Raw genomic sequence first — 21,144 nt, forward strand, 5'->3', positions numbered from 1 at the left:
TCCCCGTACGGGGCCGCGTACGAGGGCGCGTACCAGGTCACGTACGACCGCGCGCGCCGAGGCCCGTTCATTTCGCCCGCATAGAGTCCCTCCGTGGAAGAACAGATCCAGAGCCACCGCCCCGGCTCACCCGTCCGCTCCGGCATTCCCGAGCACGGCCGCATCCCCAAGTACTACGCCGTCAAGGCCCGGATCGCCGGGCTCCTCGACGAGCTCGGCGAGGGCGGCCTGCTGCCCACCGAGCGTGATCTCGCCGAGCGGTACGAGGTGTCCCGCGAGACCGTCCGCCAGGCCCTGCGCGAGCTGCTGCTGGAGGGCCGGCTGCGCCGCTCCGGGCGGGGGACCGTCGTCGCCGGCCCGAAGCTGGAGCAGCCGCTCTCCCTGGCGAGCTACACCGAGGGAGTGCGCCGCCAGGGCCGTACGCCGGGCCGGAACCTGATCGGCCTGGAGCAGTTCCCCTGCCCGCCCGACCTCGCCCCCGGCATCGGCGCCGAGCCCGGCGAGCCCGTCTGGCACCTGGAGCGGGTCCTGCTCGCCGACGACGAGCGCGTCGGCCTGGAGAGCACGTACATCCGCGTGGCCCGCGCACCCCGCCTGGACAGCGATTTCCAGCCGGACTCCTCCTTCTACGGATACCTCCGCGACAGCCTCGGCATCTCCTTCGGCGACGCCGACGAGAAGCTGGAGACGGTCCTCGCGACCCCCCGCGAAGCCCTGTTGATCGGCACCCCGCCCGCTCTCCCCATGCTGCTCATCCACCGCTTCTCGCGGGACCAGGACGGCCGGCCCCTGGAGCGGGTGCGTTCGCTCTACCGTGGTGATCGGTTCAGCTTCACGACCCGCCTGCGCGCCGAATAGTCCCGCGCGAATCCGCATGGAAGTGACCTAAAGGGGCATCCACGCATCACGGAATGGTAACGGGTCTGGTCCAAGCGTCGGGGGCTGTTCACCGGCGCGTTGCCGCACTGATCCTCCCGGGTCACCGGCCCCGCCCACCGTGGACGCCGTGAGAGTCATAGTCGTCGGAGGCGGCGTGGTCGGCACCATGCACGCCTGGCAAGCAGTCCAACGCGGCCACGAGGTCGTCCAGATCGAGCGAGAAGCGGAGGCCCGCGGCGCGTCCCTGCGTAATTTCGGCCAGATCTGGGTCAGCGGACGGGCCGGGGGCGAGGAGCTCGACACCGCCCTGCGGGCCCGCGAGCTCTGGGAGCGGATCGGCGCGGAGGTGCCCGGCCTGGGCTTCCGCGCGATCGGCTCCCTCACCCCCGTGCGCACCCCCGGCGAGTACGCCGTCGCCGAGGCGGCCGTGGCCCGCTCCGACGCCGCCGCCCGCGGCTACGAGCTGGTCACCGCCGAGCGGGCACGGGAGCTGAACCCTGCCCTGCGCGGCGCCTTCGAGGCCGCCCTGTGGTGCGAGCGCGACGCGGCCGTCGAGCCGCGCACCGCGCAGCTCCACCTCCGCGAGGCCCTGCGCGCCAGCGGCCGCTACACCTTCCTCGCCGGCCGCGAGGTCCGCGAGGTCGTCGGCGCGGCCGCCGTCCGCGACGACCACGGCGACGTCCACCGCGGCGACGCGGTCGTCCTCGCCACCGGCGCCTGGCTGTCCGGCCTGGTCCGCGAACTGGTCCCCGACCTGCCCGTGCGCCGCGTACGGCTCCAGATGATGCAGACCGCCCCGCTCGGCGAGCGGCTGACCACCTCGGTCGCGGACGCCGACAGCTTCCGCTACTACCCCGCCTACACGTCCCCCGCGCTCGATGCGCTGGGCGCCGAGCAGGAGCAGGCGCCCATCGCCGCCGCACACAAGATGCAGCTGCTGATGGTCCAGCGGCAGGACGGCGGACTGACCATCGGCGACACCCACGAGTACGAGCACCCCTTCGCCTTCGACACCCTCGAGGACCCCTACGAGCACCTCACCGGGGTGGTCGAGGCCTTCCTGGGCCGCCCGCTGCCGAAGATCCACCGCCGCTGGGCGGGCGTGTACGCGCAGTGCACCGACACCACCCGCGTCGTCCACCGCCAGCAGGTGGCCGACGGCGTCTGGCTGGTGACCGGACCCGGCGGGCGCGGCATGACCTGCTCGCCCGCCATAGCCGAGACCACCGCGAACGAACTGGGCTGGTAAGTCACATGACCGAAAGCAGCGGCAAGAAGCTGATCGTCCTCGACATGGCCGGCACCACCGTCACCGACGGCGGCCTCGTCGAGCGCGCCTTCGAGCGCGCCGCCGAGCACCTCGGCGTCGAGCCGGGCACCCCCGACCACGCCGAGAAGCTCCAGTACGTCCTCGACACCATGGGCGAGTCCAAGATCTCCGTCTTCCGCCACCTCTTCGGCACGGAGGAGCTCGCCCAGCGCGCCAACTCCGCCTTCGAGGAGGCGTACGGGGAGCTCGTCGACGGCGGCCTCGTCGCCCCGGTCCCCGGCGCCCGCGCCGCCATCGAGAAGCTCCGCGCCGACGGCCGCACCGTCGCCCTGACCACCGGTTTCGCCCGGGTCACCCAGGACACCATCCTCGGCGCCCTCGGCTGGCAGGACCTCGCCGACGTCACCCTGTGCCCCGCCGACGCGGGCGGCCGCGGCCGGCCCTACCCGGACATGGTGCTGACCGCGTTCCTGCGGACCGGCGCCGTGGCCGACGTACGCGACGTCGTGGTCGCCGGCGACACCGCGTACGACATGCTCAGCGGCCGGCGCGCCGGCGCCGGGATCGTGGCGGGCGTCCTGACCGGCGCCCACGACCGCGCGGCGCTCACCGAACACGGTGCGACGCACGTCCTCGGCTCCGTCGCCGAACTCCCGGCGCTCCTGGAGGAGTCGGCGTGAGCGGCATCCGCTTCGACGGGGTCAGCGTCGCCTACGACGGCAACACCGTCCTGGACTCCCTCGACCTCACCGTCGAACAGGGCGAGGTGATGGCGCTGCTCGGCCCCTCCGGTTCGGGCAAGACCACGGCGCTGCGCGCGGTCGCCGGTTTCGTACGGCCCGTCGCGGGCCGGGTGCTGATCGGCGGGCAGGACGTCACCGCGCTCCCGCCGCACAAGCGCGGCATCGGCATGGTCGTCCAGCAGTACGCGCTCTTCCCGCACATGCGGGTCGAGGACAACGTGGCCTTCGGCCTCAAGGCCCGGAAGGCGCCCAAGGCTGAGATCCCCGGCCGGGTCGCCGAGGCCCTGGAACTGACGGGCATGGCCGCCTATGCCAAGCGCTACCCCCGCGAGCTCTCCGGTGGCCAGCAGCAGCGCGTGGCCATCGCCCGCGCCCTCGCGATCCGCCCCGGCGTGCTGCTGCTGGACGAGCCCCTCTCGGCCCTCGACGCGCAGCTGCGCTCCGGGATGCTGGCGGAACTGGCCCGGCTGCACCGCGAGTTGCCGGAGGTGTCCATCCTGTACGTCACGCACGACCAGGTGGAGGCGCTGACCCTGGCCGACCGGATCGCCGTCATGGACAAGGCCCGGCTCCAGGACTGCGGGACCCCGCAGGAGCTCTACCGGGCCCCGCGCACCGAGTTCACCGCGTCGTTCGTCGGCAACGCGAACCTGCTGCCGGTGACGGTGGCCGAGGAGGGCGCCGTCTTCGAGGGCCGCGCGCTGGCCCTCGACCGCGGCCGCGCGGCGCCGGGCTCCACGGCCACCCTGTGCGTACGGCCGCACCTGCTCGGCCTCGGGGACGGCCCGAACGCACTGAGCGGCACCATCGCCGAGGTCCAGTGGCGCGGGTCGACGCACCGGCTGTACGTCGACGTCGACGGCCACCGGGTGAAGGCGGACCTCCCCGAGCTGCGGGAGACTCCGGCGTTGGGGGACCGGGTCACGCTGCACTTCGAACCGCGGGACGCGGTGCTGCTGGCCGCAGGGGTGTCGGATGCCTGACGCCTCGCGGCGAGCCGCCGCCGTTCCGGCTGCCGGTGGGCCCCCCTCCGGGGAGGCTCGGGGCTCCGCCCCGGACCCCGCGCCTCAAACGCCGGCGGGGCTGGATGGTGCGGCGGGGCTGGATGGTGCGGCGGGGCTGAGAGACCCGGGGCTGCGCCCCGGACCCCGCGCCTCACACGCCGGCGAGGCTGGAATCGGCGCGGCGGAGCCGCACGGAGCAGCGCGGGTCGAAGCAACCCCGCAGGGGAGACGGCTGCCGCGCAGTGTGTGGGCGTTGCCGCCCGTGGTCGTGCTCGGGCTGGTGTTCCTCTACCCGCTCGCGCTGGTCGTCCGGCAGTCCCTCACCCCCGAGAACGGCGGCGGGGCCTTCGACGCCTATGCCTCCGTCTTCGCCTCGCAGAGCTTCCGCGAGGCCCTCGGGACCACCGTCTGGCTGGCCGTCGGCGCCACCGCCGGCTGTCTCGTCCTCGGCTTCGTGCTCGCGCTGATCATCGCCTTCGTGCCCTTCCCCGGGGCCCGTGCCGTCGCGAAGTTCATCGACGTCTTCCTCTCCTTCCCCTCCTTCCTCATCACCCTCGCGCTGCTGTTCATCTACGGGACCGTGGGCATGGCGAACGGGGCATGGACCGACCTCACCGGCGACGCGGAGGGACCCTTCCACTTCCTCACCACCCCCTGGGGCGTTCTCCTCGCGGAGATCACGTACTTCACGCCCTTCGTGATGCGCCCTCTGCTCGCCGCCTTCTCCCAGCTGGACACCGCCCAGCTGGAGGTCGCCTCCAGCCTCGGCGCCCGGCCCGCCCGGATCATCCGGCGGGTGATCCTCCCCGAGGCCCTCCCGGCGCTCGCCGCCGGCGGCAGCCTCGTCCTCGTCATGTGCCTCAACGAGTTCGGGATCGTCCTGTTCACCGGAGCCAAGGACGTCACGACCCTCCCGATGCTCATCTACGGCAAGGCGATCCTCGAATCCGACTACTCGGCCGCCTGCGTCGTCGCCGTCGTCAACATCGCGATCTCCGTCGGCCTGTTCGGCCTCTACCGGGTGGTGAGCAAGCGTGCTGGTGCATAGCAAGTCCGGCCGCTGGGCCGCCTGGGGCCTCTTCGGCCTGCTCTTCCTGCCCCTCTTCGCCCTGCCCCTGCTCGTCGTGGTCGCGGCTTCCTTCTCCACCCACTGGTCCGGCGCCTTCCCCTCCGGTCCCACGACGGAGAACTACGCCTCCGCGGTACGCGGCGAATCCCTCCAGGCCCTGACCACGTCCCTGGTCACCGCCCTCGCCGCGAGCCTGCTCGCGCTCACCGTCGGCACCTGGGCCGCGCTGGCCGCCGCCGGGCTGAAGAAGCGCGGAAGGCGGTCCCTGGACGCGCTGTTCATGCTGCCCGTCGCCGTGCCGTCCGTGGTCGTCGGCCTCGCCGTGCTCGTCGCCTTCAGCCGGCCGCCCGTCCTGCTCAACGGCACCGGCTCGATCGTCGTCCTGGCGCACACGATCCTTGTCACGGCGTTCGCCCACCAGTCGGTTTCGGCCGCGATCGTACGGCTCGACCCCGCGTACGAGCAGGCGGCGGCCTCCCTGGGCGCCCGTCCCGCGTACGTCCTGTGGCGGGTCAGGCTCCCCCTCCTGCTGCCGTCGCTCACCGCGGCGGCCGGGCTCTGCTTCGCCCTGTCCATGGGCGAGTTGAGCGCCACGATGATGCTCTACCCGCCGGACTGGATGCCCCTCCCGGTCCGCATCTTCAGCGCCACCGACCGCGGTTCGCTCTTCAGCGGCTCCGCCGTCGCCGTGGTCCTGATGGCCGCCACCCTGCTGGTCCTCCTGGCGGTCTCCCGCATCCGCACCAAGGCCTCGTACCGCTGATCCCCGGTGCCGGGCCCCCGTACCCCGCTGACTCCCTTTCCCCGTGAGGAAGTTCCATGCCCAGCACGCCCCTGCTCCGCGCCACCGCCGCCGTCACCGGCAGCCTCGCCCTCGCCGCCTCCCTCACCGCCTGCGGCGGCTCGCCCGCCGCCGACTCCAAGGGCGGCGAGAAGGTCGTCACCGTCTACAGCGCCGACGGCCTCAAGAGCGAGAAGGGCGACGGCTGGTACGACAAGGTCTTCGCCGACTTCACCAAGAAGACCGGAATCGAGGTCAAGTACGTCGAGGGCGGCTCGGGCGAGATGGTGCAGCGCGCCGTCCGCGAGAAGACCAACACCCAGGCCGACGTACTGATCACCCTGCCGCCCTTCATCCAGCAGGCCGACGGCAAGGGCCTGCTCCAGGCCTACGAGCCGCAGGGCTCCGACAAGGTCAACGGCGGGGACAAGGCCGCCGACGGCAAGTGGACCTCGGTCGTCAACAACTACTTCGGCTTCGTCTACAACAAGAAGGAGCTCGCCCAGGCCCCCAAGACCTGGGAGGAGCTGCTGGACGCCAAGTACAAGGGCAAGCTCCAGTACTCCACCCCCGGCGTCGCGGGCGACGGCACCGCCGTCCTCATCAAGTCGATGCACGACTTCGGCGGCAAGGAGCCCGCGATGGAGTACCTGAAGGAGCTCCAGGCCAACAACGTCGGCCCGTCCTCCTCCACCAGCAAGCTCGCGCCGAAGACGGACAAGGGCGAGCTGCTCGTGGCCAACGGTGACGTTCAGATGAACTTCGCGCAGTCCAAGTCCATGCCGAACCTGGGCATCTGGTTCCCGGCCAAGGACGGCGGCAGGCCCACCACCTTCGCCCTGCCGTACGCGGCCGGCCTGGTCGCCAAGGCCCCGCACTCCGAGAACGGCAAGAAGCTACTGGACCACCTGCTGAGCGAGGACGCCCAGAAGCTGGTCAGCGAGGTCGGCGGCGGCTTCCCGGCGCGCACCGACGTCAAGGCGACGGACGCCAACGCCGTCGAGCTCACCAAGATCATGACGGGCGTCGAGATCTTCGAACCGGACTGGGCCGACATCGACAAGAACCTCACGGGCTACGTCGACGCGTGGAAGTCGGCAACCGGAAGCTGACCGGTTACTTCCTGGCCACCCGCGACCAGGACCATGACGCTTGCATAACGGGTCTGGACCGAAGACCGCACCTTCGGTCCGGACCCGGCGCATGCCACCGCTCATGTTCCCGCACCTTTCGCCGCTCACTTGCTCCCAGGAGGAGTACGTGTCCCCTGTCCTGCCCGGACGCCGCGTCATCGCCGTGACCGCCACCGCCACCGCCCTGATCGCCGCGGCCATCGCGGCCACCCCCACCCCCGCCGGCGCCGCCGACGCGGTCGCCGTCGCCGTCGCCAACACCGACAAGGTGCTCGTCATCGGCATCGACGGCACGGTCCTCGACCGCGTCAAAGCCGCCAACGCCCCGCACCTGAACGGCCTGATGGCCCAGGGCCTGACCGCCCGCAGCACCCTGTACGCGAACCCGATGGCCGCCACCTCCTCCGGCCCCGGCTGGTCCACCATCGCCACCGGTGTCTGGCCCGACAAGCACGGGGTGAAGGACAACTCCTTCACCGGCAAGAACTACACGGCCTACCCGGACTTCCTCACCCGCATCGAGACCGCCAAGCCGGCGCTCAACACGTACGCGGCCGCCGACTGGGAGCCCATCACCTCCACCGATCAGAACGGACCGATCTTCTCGGCCAAGGTCGACAAGCGCCTCTCCCTCAAGGGCGACCGCGACGGCTACCGCAACGAGGACCCGAAGATCGCCGCCGCGGCCGCCGCCGAACTGCGCGACCAGAACCCGGACGCCGCCTTCGTCTACCTCGGCGAGATCGACGCGGCCGGCCACTCCTACGGCGCCGCCAGCCAGCAGTACCTCGACACCATCGCCCGCGTCGACGTACTGGTCGGCCAGCTGCTCACCGCCGTCCAGAACCGCCCGACCTACGCCCAGGAGAACTGGAAGGTCCTGGTCACCACCGACCACGGCCACACCAACACCGGTGGCCACGGCGGCTCGACCATCCAGGAGCGCGGCACCTTCGTCATCGCCAAGGGCGCGGGCATCGCGGCCGGTTCGGTACGGGACGACGTGAAGCTCGTCGACGTGGCCGCGACCGCGCTCCAGCAGGTCGGCGTCCCCGCCGGCGGGCTGGACGGCGTCCCGCTGGGCGCCCCGGACGACGACCCCTTCGACACCCTGCGCCCGAACCTCCAGGCGCGCGTGGACGAGACGGGCATCCCGGCCGGCGTGAAGGGCTTCACGCACACCCCGCCCGCGGGCTGGTCCGTCGACAACTCCAAGATGGGCACGGGCGGTGTCGCCGAGTGGGCCGGCTGGGCCTTCGCGACCGACGAGTTCTGGAGCCAGTCGCAGCGCGACCAGTGGCGCGAGCTGAACGTCCGCTCCCGTGACGTCTTCGCCGTCGCGGACTCCGACGAGTGGGACGACAAGAGCCACACGGGCAGCTTCGACTCCACCCTGATCACCCCCAAGTGGGCCGTCACCGGCGGCAGCACGCGGAGTCTGACCTTCCAGACCCACTACCGCCAGGAGGCCGGGCAGACCGCCCAGGTCCTCGTCTCCTACAACGGCGGCACGCCGACCGTGGTGAAGTCCTACAGCGCCGACGCCGACGCCGTCGCCAAGGCCGAGTCCCTCGCGCTCCAGGTCCCGGCCGGTGCCACGGACGTCCAGATCCGCTTCCGCTACACCGGCAGCAACAACTGGTACTGGACCGTCGACAACGTCCGACTGGGCTGATCCAGGCCCTTCGCGCCGTCCTCGCGCGGTCCTAATGTGGTTCTCGCGCTGCCCTCGTGGTCCGGGCTGTGGACGGGAAAAGCGTCCACGGTCCGGCCCCGATAGGGTGGTACAGACCAGCGGCCAAGGTCAGAGGGTCACGGCCACCGAGAGCGGAGAACAATCCAGTGGCAGAGCGCAAGCCGATCGAATCCTGGCTCACCGACATGGACGGGGTCCTCATCCACGAGGGCACCCCGATCCCCGGTGCCGATGCCTTCATCAAGCGGCTGCGCGAGTCCGGCAAGCCCTTCCTGGTGCTGACCAACAACTCGATCTACACCCCGCGCGACCTTCAGGCCCGCCTGTTCCGCATGGGCCTGGACGTCCCCGTCGAGAACATCTGGACCTCCGCGCTGGCCACCGCGAAGTTCCTCGACGACCAGCGCCCCGGCGGCACGGCGTACGTCATCGGCGAGGCCGGTCTGACCACCGCCCTGCACGACATCGGCTACATCCTGACCGACCACGAGCCCGACTACGTGGTCCTGGGCGAGACCCGGACGTACAGCTTCGAGGCGATGACGAAGGCGGTCCGCCTGATCAACGCGGGCGCGCGCTTCATCTGCACCAACCCCGACGAGACCGGCCCCTCCACCGAGGGCCCGCTCCCGGCCACCGGCGCGGTCGCCGCGCTGATCACCAAGGCGACCGGCAAGAAGCCGTACTTCGCCGGCAAGCCGAACCCGCTGATGATGCGCACCGGGCTGAACGCCATCGGCGCGCACTCGGAGACCAGCGCGATGATCGGCGACCGGATGGACACCGACGTACTGGCCGGGCTGGAGGCGGGCATGCAGACCTTCCTCGTCCTCACCGGCCTGACCAGCGCGCAGGACACCGAGAAGTTCCCGTACCGCCCGACCAAGACGGTCGACTCGATCGCGGATCTGGTCGACCTCGTCTGACGCGGCCGGCCCGGCGCGTTCTGCCCGGCGCGTTCGGCCGACAGCGCGTTCGGCCGACGGGGCGTACCCCGTTTGAGGCGTACGGCTGACACGTACGGCGCCGTTCCGGATGCGGAGCGGCGCGCCGCGCGTGAATCTCCTTGACGAGGAGGTTCACCATGCGCAGTGTTCCGATCGCTCTCCGCGCCGCCGGGGTGGCCGTCGCCCTGACGGCATTCTCCGCAGTGACCACGCCCATCGCCCTCGCGGGCGAGGAGGACCGCGGCGACCGCGGCGACCGCGGCAGCATCACCGTCGACCCGAACCCGGCTCACCCCGGAGCGCAGGTCAAGCTGCGCGTCCAGGGGTGCGAGGGCACCAGGGGTGCGGCCAAGTCCTCCGTCTTCGTGGCGGACGTCGACCTGTACGGCCGCGACGGCGGCCGCAGCCCGCTCTACGGCGACGCGTTGATCAGCTCGCACGCCTCGCCCGGCTGGCACTCCGTCCGGGTGACGTGCGACGGCCACGAGAAGGTCAGCGGCTCCGTCCAGATCTCCGAGTACCGTCCGAGCCACCACCCCTCGCCGGTCTGGCCGGTCCACGCGGGCGGCGGCGGCATGGCCGCCGAACTCGCGGCGGCCGATCCGGCCGCCGTCGCGGCGGCGGCCAAGAAGCACCACGGCGACGACGGCCCGAGCCTGCCGCACACGGTGATCGGCGCCGTCCTGGCCGCGGTGGCCACCCTGGCCGTGGCGGGCCGGGCGCTGGCCCTGCGCCGCCGCCGCAGCGGTGAATGAGCGAGCCGTGATTGCGCGGGCGGTGAGTGAGTGGCCGGTGAATGAGCGCGCCGTGAATGACCGCGTCGTGAATGAGCGCGCCGTGAATGAGCGAGCGGTGAATGCGCGAGTGGCGCATGAGTGAGGGCAAGCCCTCGGCGGGCGGCCGGCTGCTGACCTTCGCCGCCTGGTCCGTGCTGGTGCTCGGCCTGTGGCTGTGGGGCCGCCAGCTCACCGGGGTGCCGGCCCCCGTCGCCGGCCAGGCGGGCGGGGTGGTGGGCCCGGGGCTCCCGGCCGCGCACGCCCCCCTCGCGGGGGCCCTGCCCCAGCGCGTCGACGTGCCCTCCATAGGCATCCAGGCCCCGGTGGTCCCCCGGGGCCTGGACAAGGACGGCGCGATCGATCCGCCACCGTACGACAGCCCGGGCACGGTGGGCTGGTGGGGCAAGGGTGCCCAGCCGGGGACCGCCGGGACCGCGCTGATGGTGGGGCACGTGGACACCCGCTCCAAGCCGGCCGTGTTCTACGGCCTGAGCTCGGCGCAACCGGGCGACAAGGTGCGGGTGGTGCGGGCGGACGGCTCGGTCGCCGAGTTCACCATCGAGGACGTACGGGTCTACGAGCGCACGGCTTTCGACGCGCACAAGGCCTACGGCCAGCGGATCAAGGGCCGGGCCGAGCTGAGGCTGGTGACCTGCGGGGGCTCGTACGACAAGGCGGCCAAGGAGTACACGGCCAATGTGGTGGTCTCCGCCTACCTGACGGGCGTCGGCATCCGCCCGGGCACGGCGGCCTAGGGGGTGTCTTGTCGATCAGGCCGGGAACGAAGAAGCCCCCCGCAGCTTTCGCTGCGAGGGGCTTCCTCCGTCTGTGCGCCGCCAGGGACTCGAACCCCGGACCCGCTGATTAAGAGTCAGCTGCTCTAACCAACTGAGCTAGCGGCGCCTGCTGACAGAGAAAACTCTACCCCACCTCTGCCGGTGCTCGTGACCAGCCACGCCCACCTTGTCCGATTAACCCATGTTTGAGGTGGTTATCGTGCACGATATGTCTGCGCCGTGCCACACCTGATGCTTTATCAGATGTGGCCCCGGTCGGCCAGTGGACGAGCAGGGGACGAGCAGGGGAGTGGACGGAACCGCATGACGATGCAGCCTCCGACGCATGTGCAGATGCCGATGCCCGCCTTCGAGGAGTACGAGCCCGCGGGCGACTGCGTGTGCCGGGGATGCGCGCAGCGCCGACGCGCCCTCGCCCGGGCGCGGGCCATACCGCTGCGCGACGGGGGTCATCCCGCGGCCCGCGGGGCCCGCCGGGCGCTGGTCCTGGCCACCGCCGCGGGAGTGGTCCTCGGCGGTGGCGGCGGAGCCGCGGTGGCGGTGACCACCCCGGCGCCCGGTCCGGTGGCGCTGGACGATCCCGGCTCCCCGCAGGGCGGCCAGACCCCCCTGCACGGCCCGAAGGCGAGCCCGGTCGGGCAGCCGGGCGCCCCCGGCAAGCCTGCCGCCGTGAAGCGGATCGACCGCACGACGATCATCAACCGGGCGAAGCTGTGGCTGGACGTGAAGGTCCCGTACAGCATGTCCACGTACTGGACGGACGGCTACCGGCAGGACTGCTCGGGCTACGTCTCCATGGTCTGGAACCTTGGTACGAACGAGTGGACCGGCAGCCTCGACAAATTCGCCACCAAGATCACCAAGGAGGAGCTGCTGCCGGGGGACATGCTGCTCTTCCACAACCCGGCGGACCCCAACAACGGCTCGCACGTGGTCATCTTCGGCGGCTGGGTCGACGAGACGCGCACGCACTACGTCGCCTACGAGCAGACGCGCCCGACGACGCGGAAGCTGGCCACGCCGTACGGGTACTGGAGCAACGCGGCGAAGTACGTCCCGTACAGGTTCAACGGGGTGACGGGCGGGGTCGTCCCGGAAATCCCGGAAATCCCGGAGGTCCCGGGAGCCCAGCCTCCGGTGGCCCAGCCTCCGGTGGCCCAGCCTCCGGTGGCCCAGCCTCCGGTGGCTCAGCCCCCGGTAGCCCAGCCTCCGGTGGCCCAGCCCCCGGCCGTCGAGCCGCCGGCGGGCCCGAAGCCCGGGGACGCGACGGTCTTCCCGGGCGCGGACAAGTTCGGCCCGGGCGCCTCGAACGACCACGTGGCCCAGCTGGGCCGGATGCTGATCGAGCGCGGCGCGTACCGCTTCTACCCGAAGGGGCAGGCCAGTCGCACCTGGACGGACGCCGACCGCCTGGCCACCCAGGCCTTCCAGAAGGCGCAGGGCTGGACGGGCGCGGACGCGGACGGCGTCCCGGGCGCGCACACCTGGCGGCTGCTGGTCGAGCGCCAGGGCATGGACATCCCGCCGACGGTGGGAGCCGCGCCGGGCCCCGGCGGTGTACGGGCCTATCCCGGGGCGGCGGTGTTCCGACCGGGCCGGTCGCACCCGGCCATCACGGCCCTGGGCCGCCAACTGATCAAAAAGGGCTTCGGCAAGCACTACACATCCGGTCCCGGACCCCGCTGGGGCGAGGCCGACCGCCGCAGCGTCGAGGCCTTCCAGCGGGCACAGGGCTGGCGCGGCGCCTCGGCCAACGGCTACCCGGGCCCGGAAACCTGGCGCCGGCTGTTCGCATGACGGAGGAAACGATGTTCCCCACGCGCACCACCTCAACCACGGGCACCCTCCACATCCCACCGCCCCCCACATCAGCCCCCGCGCCTGCGGCGGGTCCGGCCGGGGCTGCTGCCTCCGATCCGGTGGCCGTGGCCGGCCGGGCCGCTGCGCCTGCGCCTGCGGCGGGCTCGGCGCGGGCTGCGGATCCCGAGTCTGCGCCTGCGGCGGGCTCGGCCCGCGCTACGGATCCCGCGTCTGCGCCTGCGGCTCGCCCAGGGTGGGCCGCCGCCGATCCGGTGGCCGTGGACTCCACTGGCCGGGCTGCCGCCCCTGCGCTTGCGGGCTTGGCCCGCGCTACGGATCCCGCACCTGCGCCTGTGGCGGGCTCGGGGTGGGCCGCTGCCGCCGATCCGGTGGCCGTGGCCCCGCACGGCCGGGCTGCCACCCCTGTTCCTGAGGGGGGCTCGGCCCGGGCTCCGGGTCCCGCCGCTGCGCCTGCGGCGGGCTCGGGGTTGGTCTCGGCTGGCTGGGCCGATGCCCCGGTGCCTGCGGGGGGCCCGGCCTGGTCTGCGGATCCCTCTGCTTCGCCTGCGGCCGGCTCAGGGTGGGCTGCGGCTGCGGCTGCGGCTGCGGCTGCGGAGCTGGTGGCCGTGGCCTCGCCCGGCCGTGCCGCCGGCCCTGCACCTGCGGGGGGCTTGACCGGGGCTGCGGATCCCGCGCCTGCGCGTGCGGCCCGCCCGGAGTGGGCCGCGGCCACCGACCCGGTGGTCGTGGCCGGCCGGGCCGCTGCGCCTGCGGCGGGCTCGGCCCGGGCTGCGGATTCCGCCGCTGCGCCCGCGGTCGGCTCGGGGTGGGCCGCGGATGCGGAGCCGGTTGCCGTGGCCTCGCCCGGCTGGGCCGCCGCCCCCGCCGGTGCTGCCCGGTTGGAGTGGGCCGCGGATGCGGGGGCCGTGCCTGCGCCCGGGGCTCCGCCCGCGGAGGTCGTGGGTCTTGCCGCGCCGCGCGAGGCGGTCGAGCCGGGTGTCTCGTCGGCGCTGGCGGGCGTACCGGTCGAGCCGGGTCAACAGGTCGCTGCCGAGACCTCGTTCGGCTGGGCCGCCGCGTCCGCGCCTGCGGGCCGCCCGCGGTGGGCCGAGGACCCGGCTCCCGCCCCTGCGGACCGCCCGGAGTGGCCCGCGGATGCGGAGCCGGTGGTCGTGGCCTCGCCCGGCCGGGCCGCTGCCCCCGCGCCTGCGGCAAGTTTGGCCCGCGCTACGGATCCTGCCGCTGCGCCTGCGGCCCGCCCGGGGTGGGCTGCGGATGCGGAGCCGGTGGCCGTGGCCTCACCCGTCCGGGCTGCCGACCCTGCGTCTGCGGCGGGCTCGGCCCGGGCTGCGGATCCTGCCCCTGCACCGGCGGCCCGCCCGGAGTGGCCCGTGGCTGCGGAGCCGGTTGCCGTGGCCTCGCCCGGCTGGGCCGCCGCCCCTGCGTCTGTGGCGGGCTCGGCCCGGGCTACGGATCCTGCGCCTGCGCCTGGGGCTCGCTCGGCCCGGGCCGTGGACGCGGAGCCGGTGGCCGTGACCTGGCCTGGCTCGGATGCCGCTCCCGCGGCCCGCCCGGCCGAGGTCGTGGGTCTTGCCGCGCCGCGCGAGGCGGTCGAGCCGGGTCAACAGGGCGCTGCCGAGACCTCGTTCGGCTGGGCCGCCGTGCCCGCGCCTGCGGCGGGTTCCGCCCCGGGGCTCGTTCCTGCGGATGCGGGCCGCCCGGCCCGGGCCGCGGGTTCGGGTGCTGCGGCCGGGGCCGAAGTTCCGTCCGGCCGGGCCGCCGGTCCCGCGCTTGGCGAATCCGGCCCTGTGCCCCTGGCCGGCGCGGAGTGGCCCGCCGACCCGGGTCCCGCCCCTGCACATGCCGCCCAAGCGCCCGCCCGCCCCGCCGAGGTCGTGCCGCTTGCCGCGCCGCGTGAGGCGGTCGAGCCGGATCGACCCGCGCCCGACCCCGTACCGGCTGAGCCCAGCGCGCCCGTGCTGGTGGGCGCGCCCGCCGGGCAGGCTTCGCCCTGGGCGGCGGAGCCGGACGCGGAGTCCCGGCCGGCCGCCCGGGCGGGCCGGGCCGACGAGCCGCCGCTCGGGCCGGAAGTCCCTGCCGCCCGGAGTCAGTCCGAGCCCGAGCCGATGCACGCCTCGCCCTGGCCGGGCGTTCGGCACCCGCAGGACGAGGAGGCCCGCGCCGGGGACGCCCCCCTCCGCCGGAGGGACACCGACGGAGCCGAACGCCCTGCGGATGCGCACCCGCAGGGCGAGGACCCGGCTGCCGAACCCGCGGACGCGAACCGCGTGCCCGGGCCCGGCGTCGCCGAGATCGTCGCCCAGGCGGTGTCGCGCGGCCTGGCCGAGGACGACACGCTGGACCTTCCCCACCTGCGGCCGTCACCGCGGGGGACCGCCGTCACCGAGGTCCCGGTGCACCTCCCGTTCCGTGGCGAGCCGAAGCCCCTGCCGAAGCCTCCGCCGGCGCCCGTCCCCGCCCGGGCCCCCCGCCCCGCCCCCGGCCGCCGCGTACCCCGCGGTGACGGCCGGCTCCGGGAGCACCGCGGTCCCGTACTGCCCGGCTGGGTCGGCGTGGCCGTCGGCGGGATCGCCCTCGCCGGATGCACGGCAGTGCTGTGGCGGGCCGGGGCCGTCCCCGACCCCTTCCTGGCCGCCTTCGGCGCGGCCCCCCGCGCCTACCACGGCCTGCGCGCCACCCACTGGCCCCCGCTCGCCTTCCTCGGGATCGTCGCCCTCGTCGCACTCGGCGGCCTCGGCCGCGCCCGTACCGGCCACGCCTGGGTGCTCACCCTCTTCGGCCGCTACCGGGGCACGGTCCGGCGTACCGGCCTGACCTGGGTCAGCCCCCTCCTCCTGCGCCGCCGGGTCGACGTACGCCTGCGGCACTGGCGCAGCGACCCCATGCCCGCCGTGGACTCCGGCGGCCTCGCCCTCCAGGTCGTCGTCCAGGTCGTCTGGCAGGTCAAGGACACCGCCAGGGCCACCCTCGCCGTCGCGGACCACACGGAGTACCTCGCCGAGCAGGTCGAATCGGCCATGGCCCGCGTCCTGTCCCAGCTCCCCGCCGACGCCTTCCACGAGGACGCCCCGACCCTGCGCGACGCCGAGGCCGTCGGCGACGCGCTGACCCGGATGCTGGCGGCCGAGACCGAGGCCGTCGGGATCGAGGTGTTCTCGGCCCAGCCGACCCGGATCGAGTACGCCGCCGAGGTGGCCGAGGCCATGCGCCGCCGCCGGATCGCGGCGATCGACGCCAAGCACCGGGACACCGTGCTGACCTCGATCGTGGACGCGGTCGACGACACCGTCCACCGGCTGACCTCGCGCGGGCTCGTGGAGCTCGACGACTACGAGCGCAAGGCCCTGGTGAAGGACCTCACGGTCGCCTTCTACACCGGGCGCTCGGAATAGGACCCAGGAGACGTACGGGAACGGGTGGCCGGAATCGACCGGACCACCCGTTCTCTCATTGGTCTGGACATGGCCAACTTCCGTCAATAATCTGGGACTTGGTCTAGACCTAAATCCCCACACGTGTACGTCCATGCACACGCACACGCACACGCACACGTACACGTACACGTACACGCACAGCACGTGCGCGCTCGCCGAACTCCCCCCACGTTCAAGGAGCATCATGCGTAACGTCCGCATGCCCAGACGGGCCGGCGCCGCCGCGCTCGGCCTCGGCCTCGTCGCCGGAATCACCCTCCTCGGCGCCCCCAGCGCCAGCAGCCACGGCTACACCGACACCCCCATCAGCCGCCAGAAGCTCTGCGCCAACAAGACCGTCTCCGACTGCGGCGCGATCCAGTGGGAGCCGCAGAGCGTCGAGGGCTACAAGGGCTTCCCGGCCGCCGGCCCCGCAGACGGCAAGATATGTTCCGCGGGCCTCCCGCAGTTCGCCGAGCTCGACAATCCGCGCGGCGGCGCCTGGCCCACCACCAAGGTGACCAGCGGTCAGAGCTACGGCTTCCGGTGGCAGTTCACCGCCAACCACTCCACCACCGACTTCAAGTACTACGTCACCAAGAACGGCTGGACCGGCACCAAGGCCCTCACCCGCGCCGACCTCGAACCCCAGCCCTTCCTCACCGTCGCCTACAACGGCGCCCGGCCCGCCATGACCACCGTCCACCAGGGAGCCATGCCGAGCGGCAAGACCGGCCGGCACCTGATCCTGGCCGTCTGGACCGTCAACGACACCCCGATGGCCTTCTACGCCTGCTCCGACGTCCAGTTCTGACGTTCAGTTCTGACGTCACGTCAGCTACCCTCGGGCGGCATGCGGACGACGACGACGCCGACGACCGAACCCGAGACCGTCGCGGAGCTCATAGCGCGCCAATGGGGCGACCACCGGCCCGGGCTGAGGCACGCCGGCGGTGTCCTCAGCCACCACCGGACCGCCCAGGCGGCCGCCGCACGCGCCGCGCTCCTCGTCGACCTCATGCCTCCGGGGGCCGAGCCGCACCTCGGGCTCCTGCTCGACAACACCCCCGAGTTCCCGTTCTGGCTCGGCGCGGCGGCCCTCGCCGGGGCCGCCGTCGCCGGGATCAACCCCACCCGGCGCGGCCCCGAACTGGCCCGCGACATCCTGCACACCGACTGCCGGATCCTGATCACCGAACAGGCCCACCTGCCCCTCCTACGCGGCCTCGACCTGCCGGGCGTACGCATCCTGATCACCGACACCGAGGAGTACGCGGCCCTCCTCGCCCCCTACGCGGCCGCCAAGCCCGGCGAAGCCGCCCTGCGCCCGCCCGCCCCCGGCGACCGGCTGCTCCTCTACTTCACCTCCGGCTCCACCGGCGCCCCCAAGGCCGCCATCTGCAGCCAGGGCCGGCTCGCGGCGGCCGGTTCCGCGCTGGCCCGCCGCTTCCAGGTCACCCCGGACGACGTCCACTACATCTGCATGCCGCTCTTCCACGGCAACGCCGTCATCGCCGACTGGCTCCCGGCGCTCGCCGGCGGGGCCGCGGTGGCGCTGCGCCGGCGCTTCTCGGCCTCCGCGTTCCTGGACGACGTACGGGCGTACGGGGCCACGTACTTCACCTACGTCGGACGGGCGGTCCAATACCTCCTGGCCACGCCCCCGGGCCCGAACGACCGGACGCACTCCCTCCGGCTCGGCTTCGGCACCGAGGCCGGGGCGGTGGACGCGGAGCGCTTCGCCGAGCGGTTCGGGGTCCGGCTGGTGGAGGGCTACGGGGCCACCGAGGGCGGCGCCTCCGTCCAGCGCACCCCCGACACCCCGCCGGGCGCCCTGGGCCGGGCGGGGGAGGGCGACGACCTGGCGGTGATCGACCCGCGGACGGGCCTGGAATGCCCGGCCGCGGTGCTCGACCCGGCGGGCCGCCTGCTCAACGGCTCCGCCGCGATCGGCGAACTGGTCAACCGGGGCCGCAGCCTCTTCGAGGGCTACTGGCGCAACCCGGACGCGGAGGCCGAACGCACCCGGGACGGCTGGTACTGGACGGGAGACCTCTTCTTCCGCGACGCGGCGGGCTTCCTCTACTTCGCGGGCCGCACGGACGACCGCCTCCGGGTCGACAGCGAGAACCTCGCCGCGGCGGTGATCGAGAACATCCTGGCCCGCTGGCCGGCCGCGGCGGCGGTCGCGGTCTACGCGGTCCCGGACGAGGTGGCGGGCGACCAGGTGATGGCAGCCGTCTCCCTCCGGGAGGGCGCGGCCTTCGACCCGTCGGCCTTCGCCGCCTTCCTGTCCGCGCAGCCGGACCTGGGCACGAAGATGTCCCCGCGGTACGTCCGGCTGGTCGGGACGATGCCGGTCACGGCGACGAACAAGATCCACCGGGTCTCGCTGCGCCGCGCCGGCTTCCGCTGCCCGGACCCGGTCTGGTCCCGCACCCCTTCGGGCGGCTACGAGCAACTGGACGCGGCCGCCCTGTCCACCCTCCTGGCGGCCTACGAGACCCACGGCCGGTCGGACCTCCTGGACCGCTAGCCGGCTGCGGCGCCGCTGCGGGGGCCAGCCCCCGAACCCCCGCGCCTCAAACGCCGGCGGGGCTGAAGGGTCAGGAGGGGGTGTCCGCCGCCGTCTGCTGTGGCACCCGTACGGTGATCAGGTCACCGACCCCCGCCACCTCGTTCAGTGCCTGCGCGAGCGACAGAAGCACCTGCCGTACGGCCTCGATCTCCGCCCGCAGCTCCGGCGTCCGTGCCCAGCGCCGCTCATGCGCGACCGGATCGACACCGCAGGCCCTCGCCGTCGCCGAGCTCAACGACGGAGATGCGGGCGGTCAGTTCGGCATGCAGTTTCTACGGGGCCTGCCGTCGCTCCGCGTAACTCTCCATGGCACCCTACGAGTTCGGCGCGACCGCATCAGGGTATCCAGCCAAGCCGGGGGGCGGTCATGGGCGAACGCCACTACAGGCGAGACGCCTTCATCTCGTACAGCCATCAGCAGGACGTCCCGCTCGCCCAGGCGCTCCAGCGCGGTCTGCACCGCCTTGCGCGCCCTTGGGCCCGGCGCCAGCTCGTCAATGTCTTCCGCGACACCACCAGCCTCGCGGCGACCAGTGACCTCGGCGCGGCGATCCTCAAGGAGTTGTCCGACTCCCGGTACTTCATCTACGTCGCCTCACCCGCGGCGGCGCGGTCGAGGTGGGTCCGCGAGGAGATCGAGTTCTGGATCGAACACCGGCCCATGGACCGGTTCCTCATCGCGGTCAGCGACGGCGCCATCGCCTGGGACCCGTCCGTCAACGACTGGGACTGGTCGCGTACGACCTGCCTCCCGGAGGTTCTGCGGGGCAAGTTCGCCAAAGAACCCTTCTGGGTGGACCTCACCGCCGTCCGCGCCGCCGAACAGTTCTCCTTACGCGATGCCCCGCTTCGTGACGCCGTGGCCGCCCTGCTCGCTCCAATCCGAGGCCAGAGCAAGGACGAGATCGACAGCGAGGACCTCCGCCATCGCCGCGCGGCGCGGTGCATGCTGCGCATGCTGCGTGGTGCTGTCACCGCTCTGTCCCTCCTCCTGGTGACCGCCCTGATCGCCGGCTTCCTCACCTGGCAGCAGCGCGACGAGGCACTGGCCCGCGCTCGCACATCAGCCTCCCTGGCTCTCGCCGCCCGCGCGTTGGAGATGGCGTCCACCGACCCGCGCAGGGCCGCGCAGTACGCGCTGTACGCCTACGCGACCGAGCCGACCGGAGAATCGGCGCAGGCCCTGGCACGGGCGGTGGTGGCCAACGGCGAGGCGTCACGGCACATGCAGGGCGAGGTCACGCAGCTGAAGGCCGAGGAGCTCACCCCCGACCATAGGCTCGCCTTCCGGAGCAAGGAGGGCCGTACGGACCTCTGGACGGTCACCGACGCGGGCGTGCAGCGGCTCGGGCACATCGGCATCCCCGTCGTCCGGGACGACACCACCAAGGACGGTGTGATCGCCAACGGGGACGGCTCCAGAGTGGTGGTGGAGAAGGCCGGCACCCTGACCCTCTGGGACCCGAAGACCGGAGCCCAGATCGGCTCGCCCGTGGTGGACAGCCCGGTGAACGTGCCGCTGTTCTTCCTCCCCGACGGAATCCACCTGGTGGGCGCGGGCAACAAAGGCATATCGGTGACCGACACCCGTACCTGGAAGGTCGTCCAGGAGGTGGCGGGCACCGGGACCTATGACTCTTCGTCCGTCAGCGGGGACCGCAAGACCCTCGTGCTCCAGGAGGACCGGAAGGTCACGGTGCTGCGCGTGACCAAGGGCAACCGCCTCAAGCAGGTGCGCAAGACGGCGGAGGACATGAAGGGCGAGCTCACCGTCAGCCACAGCGGTGACAAGGTCGCCACCATCGACGGCGACAACCGCATCTCCATCCTGGACGTGGCCTCCGGACGCATCGTCCTCAGCAGCGCGGTCGCCGTCCGGGACGGTCAGCGAAGCGTGGTGTTCAACCGCGACTCGCGCTTCGTCGTCCAGGTCGTCGGTACCGGCAAGGACGCCACGTTCCAGTTCTGGGACGCCGGAACCGGAGAGTCGCGCGGCACCTGGGCGGTGGAGATACAGGTCGTCGGCGCGAAGGACACCGTGCAGATGTTCACGGCCCCGGACGGCTCGATCCTCACCTTCGGCGCCGACGGTTCCCTCATGCGCCGCACCATCGACGTCACCGCCTGGCGCGAGGTCCTGTGCAAGGTCGGATCCGACCCGCTCCCCGACAACGAGTACGACCGCTACCTCAAGGGCTTGGACGTCAAAGCGCCCTGCCACCGGCCCTAGGGGGTGT

Annotated in this window: 17 protein-coding genes and 1 tRNA gene; 16 read left to right on the forward strand and 2 right to left on the reverse strand. The window is 72.9% G+C overall.

Features of this window, described 5'->3' with window-relative positions:
* Positions 1 to 93 precede the first annotated feature (93 nt).
* The 11 genes from ACZ45T_RS03790 (at position 94) to ACZ45T_RS03840 (ending at position 11,053) form a co-directional block, all read left to right on the forward strand.
* Positions 94 to 858: a GntR family transcriptional regulator gene (locus ACZ45T_RS03790; protein WP_468437157.1), complete on the forward strand. Its 765-nt coding sequence runs from the start codon at positions 94 to 96 to the stop codon at positions 856 to 858.
* A gap of 148 nt (positions 859 to 1,006) precedes the next feature.
* Positions 1,007 to 2,128: a TIGR03364 family FAD-dependent oxidoreductase gene (locus ACZ45T_RS03795; protein WP_468437159.1), complete on the forward strand. Its 1,122-nt coding sequence runs from the start codon at positions 1,007 to 1,009 to the stop codon at positions 2,126 to 2,128.
* Between the two features lie 5 nt (positions 2,129 to 2,133).
* On the forward strand, positions 2,134 to 2,829 hold the full coding sequence (locus ACZ45T_RS03800) for a phosphonatase-like hydrolase (protein ID WP_468437161.1): 696 nt from the start codon (positions 2,134 to 2,136) through the stop codon (positions 2,827 to 2,829).
* Entirely contained in the window at positions 2,826 to 3,875 is a 1,050-nt protein-coding gene (locus tag ACZ45T_RS03805; protein WP_468437163.1) for an ABC transporter ATP-binding protein, read from the forward strand. Before ACZ45T_RS03800 ends, ACZ45T_RS03805 begins: the two co-directional genes overlap by 4 nt.
* A 193-nt stretch (positions 3,876 to 4,068) precedes the next feature.
* The gene (locus tag ACZ45T_RS03810) at positions 4,069 to 4,944 is read left to right on the forward strand and encodes a 2-aminoethylphosphonate ABC transporter permease subunit (RefSeq protein ID WP_468437993.1); all 876 of its coding nucleotides are present in this window, start codon (positions 4,069 to 4,071) and stop codon (positions 4,942 to 4,944) included.
* Positions 4,931 to 5,728, forward strand: coding sequence for an ABC transporter permease (locus ACZ45T_RS03815; protein ID WP_468437165.1), 798 nt, complete (start codon positions 4,931 to 4,933; stop codon positions 5,726 to 5,728). Before ACZ45T_RS03810 ends, ACZ45T_RS03815 begins: the two co-directional genes overlap by 14 nt.
* Before the next feature lie 56 nt (positions 5,729 to 5,784).
* Positions 5,785 to 6,858 (forward strand): 2-aminoethylphosphonate ABC transporter substrate-binding protein, encoded by a 1,074-nt coding sequence (locus ACZ45T_RS03820; protein WP_468437167.1) that lies wholly within the window; start codon positions 5,785 to 5,787, stop codon positions 6,856 to 6,858.
* 148 nt (positions 6,859 to 7,006) lie between these two features.
* Complete coding sequence (locus tag ACZ45T_RS03825) at positions 7,007 to 8,554, forward strand: alkaline phosphatase family protein (protein ID WP_468437169.1); 1,548 nt, start codon at positions 7,007 to 7,009, stop codon at positions 8,552 to 8,554.
* A gap of 167 nt (positions 8,555 to 8,721) precedes the next feature.
* Positions 8,722 to 9,501, forward strand: coding sequence for an HAD-IIA family hydrolase (locus tag ACZ45T_RS03830; RefSeq protein ID WP_468437171.1), 780 nt, complete (start codon positions 8,722 to 8,724; stop codon positions 9,499 to 9,501).
* 158 nt (positions 9,502 to 9,659) lie between these two features.
* Entirely contained in the window at positions 9,660 to 10,277 is a 618-nt protein-coding gene (locus tag ACZ45T_RS03835) for a hypothetical protein (protein WP_468437173.1), read from the forward strand.
* A 101-nt stretch (positions 10,278 to 10,378) separates the two neighbouring features.
* Complete coding sequence (locus ACZ45T_RS03840) at positions 10,379 to 11,053, forward strand: class F sortase (RefSeq protein ID WP_468437175.1); 675 nt, start codon at positions 10,379 to 10,381, stop codon at positions 11,051 to 11,053.
* Between the two features lie 74 nt (positions 11,054 to 11,127).
* On the opposite strand, the gene ACZ45T_RS03845 is transcribed toward ACZ45T_RS03840, so the two are convergent.
* A tRNA-Lys gene (locus ACZ45T_RS03845) sits at positions 11,128 to 11,201 on the reverse strand.
* 227 nt (positions 11,202 to 11,428) lie between these two features.
* On the opposite strand from ACZ45T_RS03845, the gene ACZ45T_RS03850 reads away from it, so the two are divergent.
* From ACZ45T_RS03850 to ACZ45T_RS03865, 4 genes are all read left to right on the forward strand, one after another.
* Positions 11,429 to 12,892: a peptidoglycan-binding protein gene (locus ACZ45T_RS03850; RefSeq protein ID WP_468437995.1), complete on the forward strand. Its 1,464-nt coding sequence runs from the start codon at positions 11,429 to 11,431 to the stop codon at positions 12,890 to 12,892.
* 1,811 nt (positions 12,893 to 14,703) lie between these two features.
* Entirely contained in the window at positions 14,704 to 16,308 is a 1,605-nt protein-coding gene (locus ACZ45T_RS03855; RefSeq protein ID WP_468437177.1) for an SPFH domain-containing protein, read from the forward strand.
* Between the two features lie 241 nt (positions 16,309 to 16,549).
* Positions 16,550 to 17,143: a lytic polysaccharide monooxygenase auxiliary activity family 9 protein gene (locus ACZ45T_RS03860; protein WP_468437997.1), complete on the forward strand. Its 594-nt coding sequence runs from the start codon at positions 16,550 to 16,552 to the stop codon at positions 17,141 to 17,143.
* A 39-nt stretch (positions 17,144 to 17,182) separates the two neighbouring features.
* A complete protein-coding gene (locus tag ACZ45T_RS03865; RefSeq protein WP_468437179.1) occupies positions 17,183 to 18,865 on the forward strand; it encodes an AMP-binding protein in 1,683 nt (560 codons plus the stop codon).
* Positions 18,866 to 18,935: 70 nt separating this feature from the next.
* Here the strand turns inward: ACZ45T_RS03865 and ACZ45T_RS03870 are convergent, their stop codons facing one another.
* A complete protein-coding gene (locus ACZ45T_RS03870) occupies positions 18,936 to 19,142 on the reverse strand; it encodes a hypothetical protein (protein ID WP_468437181.1) in 207 nt (68 codons plus the stop codon).
* 132 nt (positions 19,143 to 19,274) lie between these two features.
* Here ACZ45T_RS03870 and ACZ45T_RS03875 point away from each other — a divergent pair, with 132 nt between their 5' ends.
* Positions 19,275 to 21,137, forward strand: a complete 1,863-nt coding sequence (locus ACZ45T_RS03875; RefSeq protein WP_468437183.1) for a TIR domain-containing protein — start codon at positions 19,275 to 19,277, stop codon at positions 21,135 to 21,137.
* Positions 21,138 to 21,144: the final 7 nt, after the last annotated feature.

It is taken from the genome of Streptomyces sp. NPDC030995 (assembly GCF_055571215.1).

Bases quoted from the DNA above. Each gene is read 5' to 3' on its own strand.
- ACZ45T_RS03800 (WP_468437161.1), top strand. From the start codon at position 2,134: ATGACCGAAAGCAGCGGCAAGAAGCTGATCGTCCTCGACATGGCCGGC.
- ACZ45T_RS03875 (WP_468437183.1), top strand. From the start codon at position 19,275: ATGGGCGAACGCCACTACAGGCGAGACGCCTTCATCTCGTACAGCCAT.
- ACZ45T_RS03835 (WP_468437173.1), top strand. From the start codon at position 9,660: ATGCGCAGTGTTCCGATCGCTCTCCGCGCCGCCGGGGTGGCCGTCGCC.
- ACZ45T_RS03860 (WP_468437997.1), top strand. From the start codon at position 16,550: ATGCCCAGACGGGCCGGCGCCGCCGCGCTCGGCCTCGGCCTCGTCGCC.
- ACZ45T_RS03865 (WP_468437179.1), top strand. From the start codon at position 17,183: ATGCGGACGACGACGACGCCGACGACCGAACCCGAGACCGTCGCGGAG.
- ACZ45T_RS03820 (WP_468437167.1), top strand. From the start codon at position 5,785: ATGCCCAGCACGCCCCTGCTCCGCGCCACCGCCGCCGTCACCGGCAGC.
- ACZ45T_RS03840 (WP_468437175.1), top strand. From the start codon at position 10,379: ATGCGCGAGTGGCGCATGAGTGAGGGCAAGCCCTCGGCGGGCGGCCGG.
- ACZ45T_RS03850 (WP_468437995.1), top strand. From the start codon at position 11,429: ATGCCGATGCCCGCCTTCGAGGAGTACGAGCCCGCGGGCGACTGCGTG.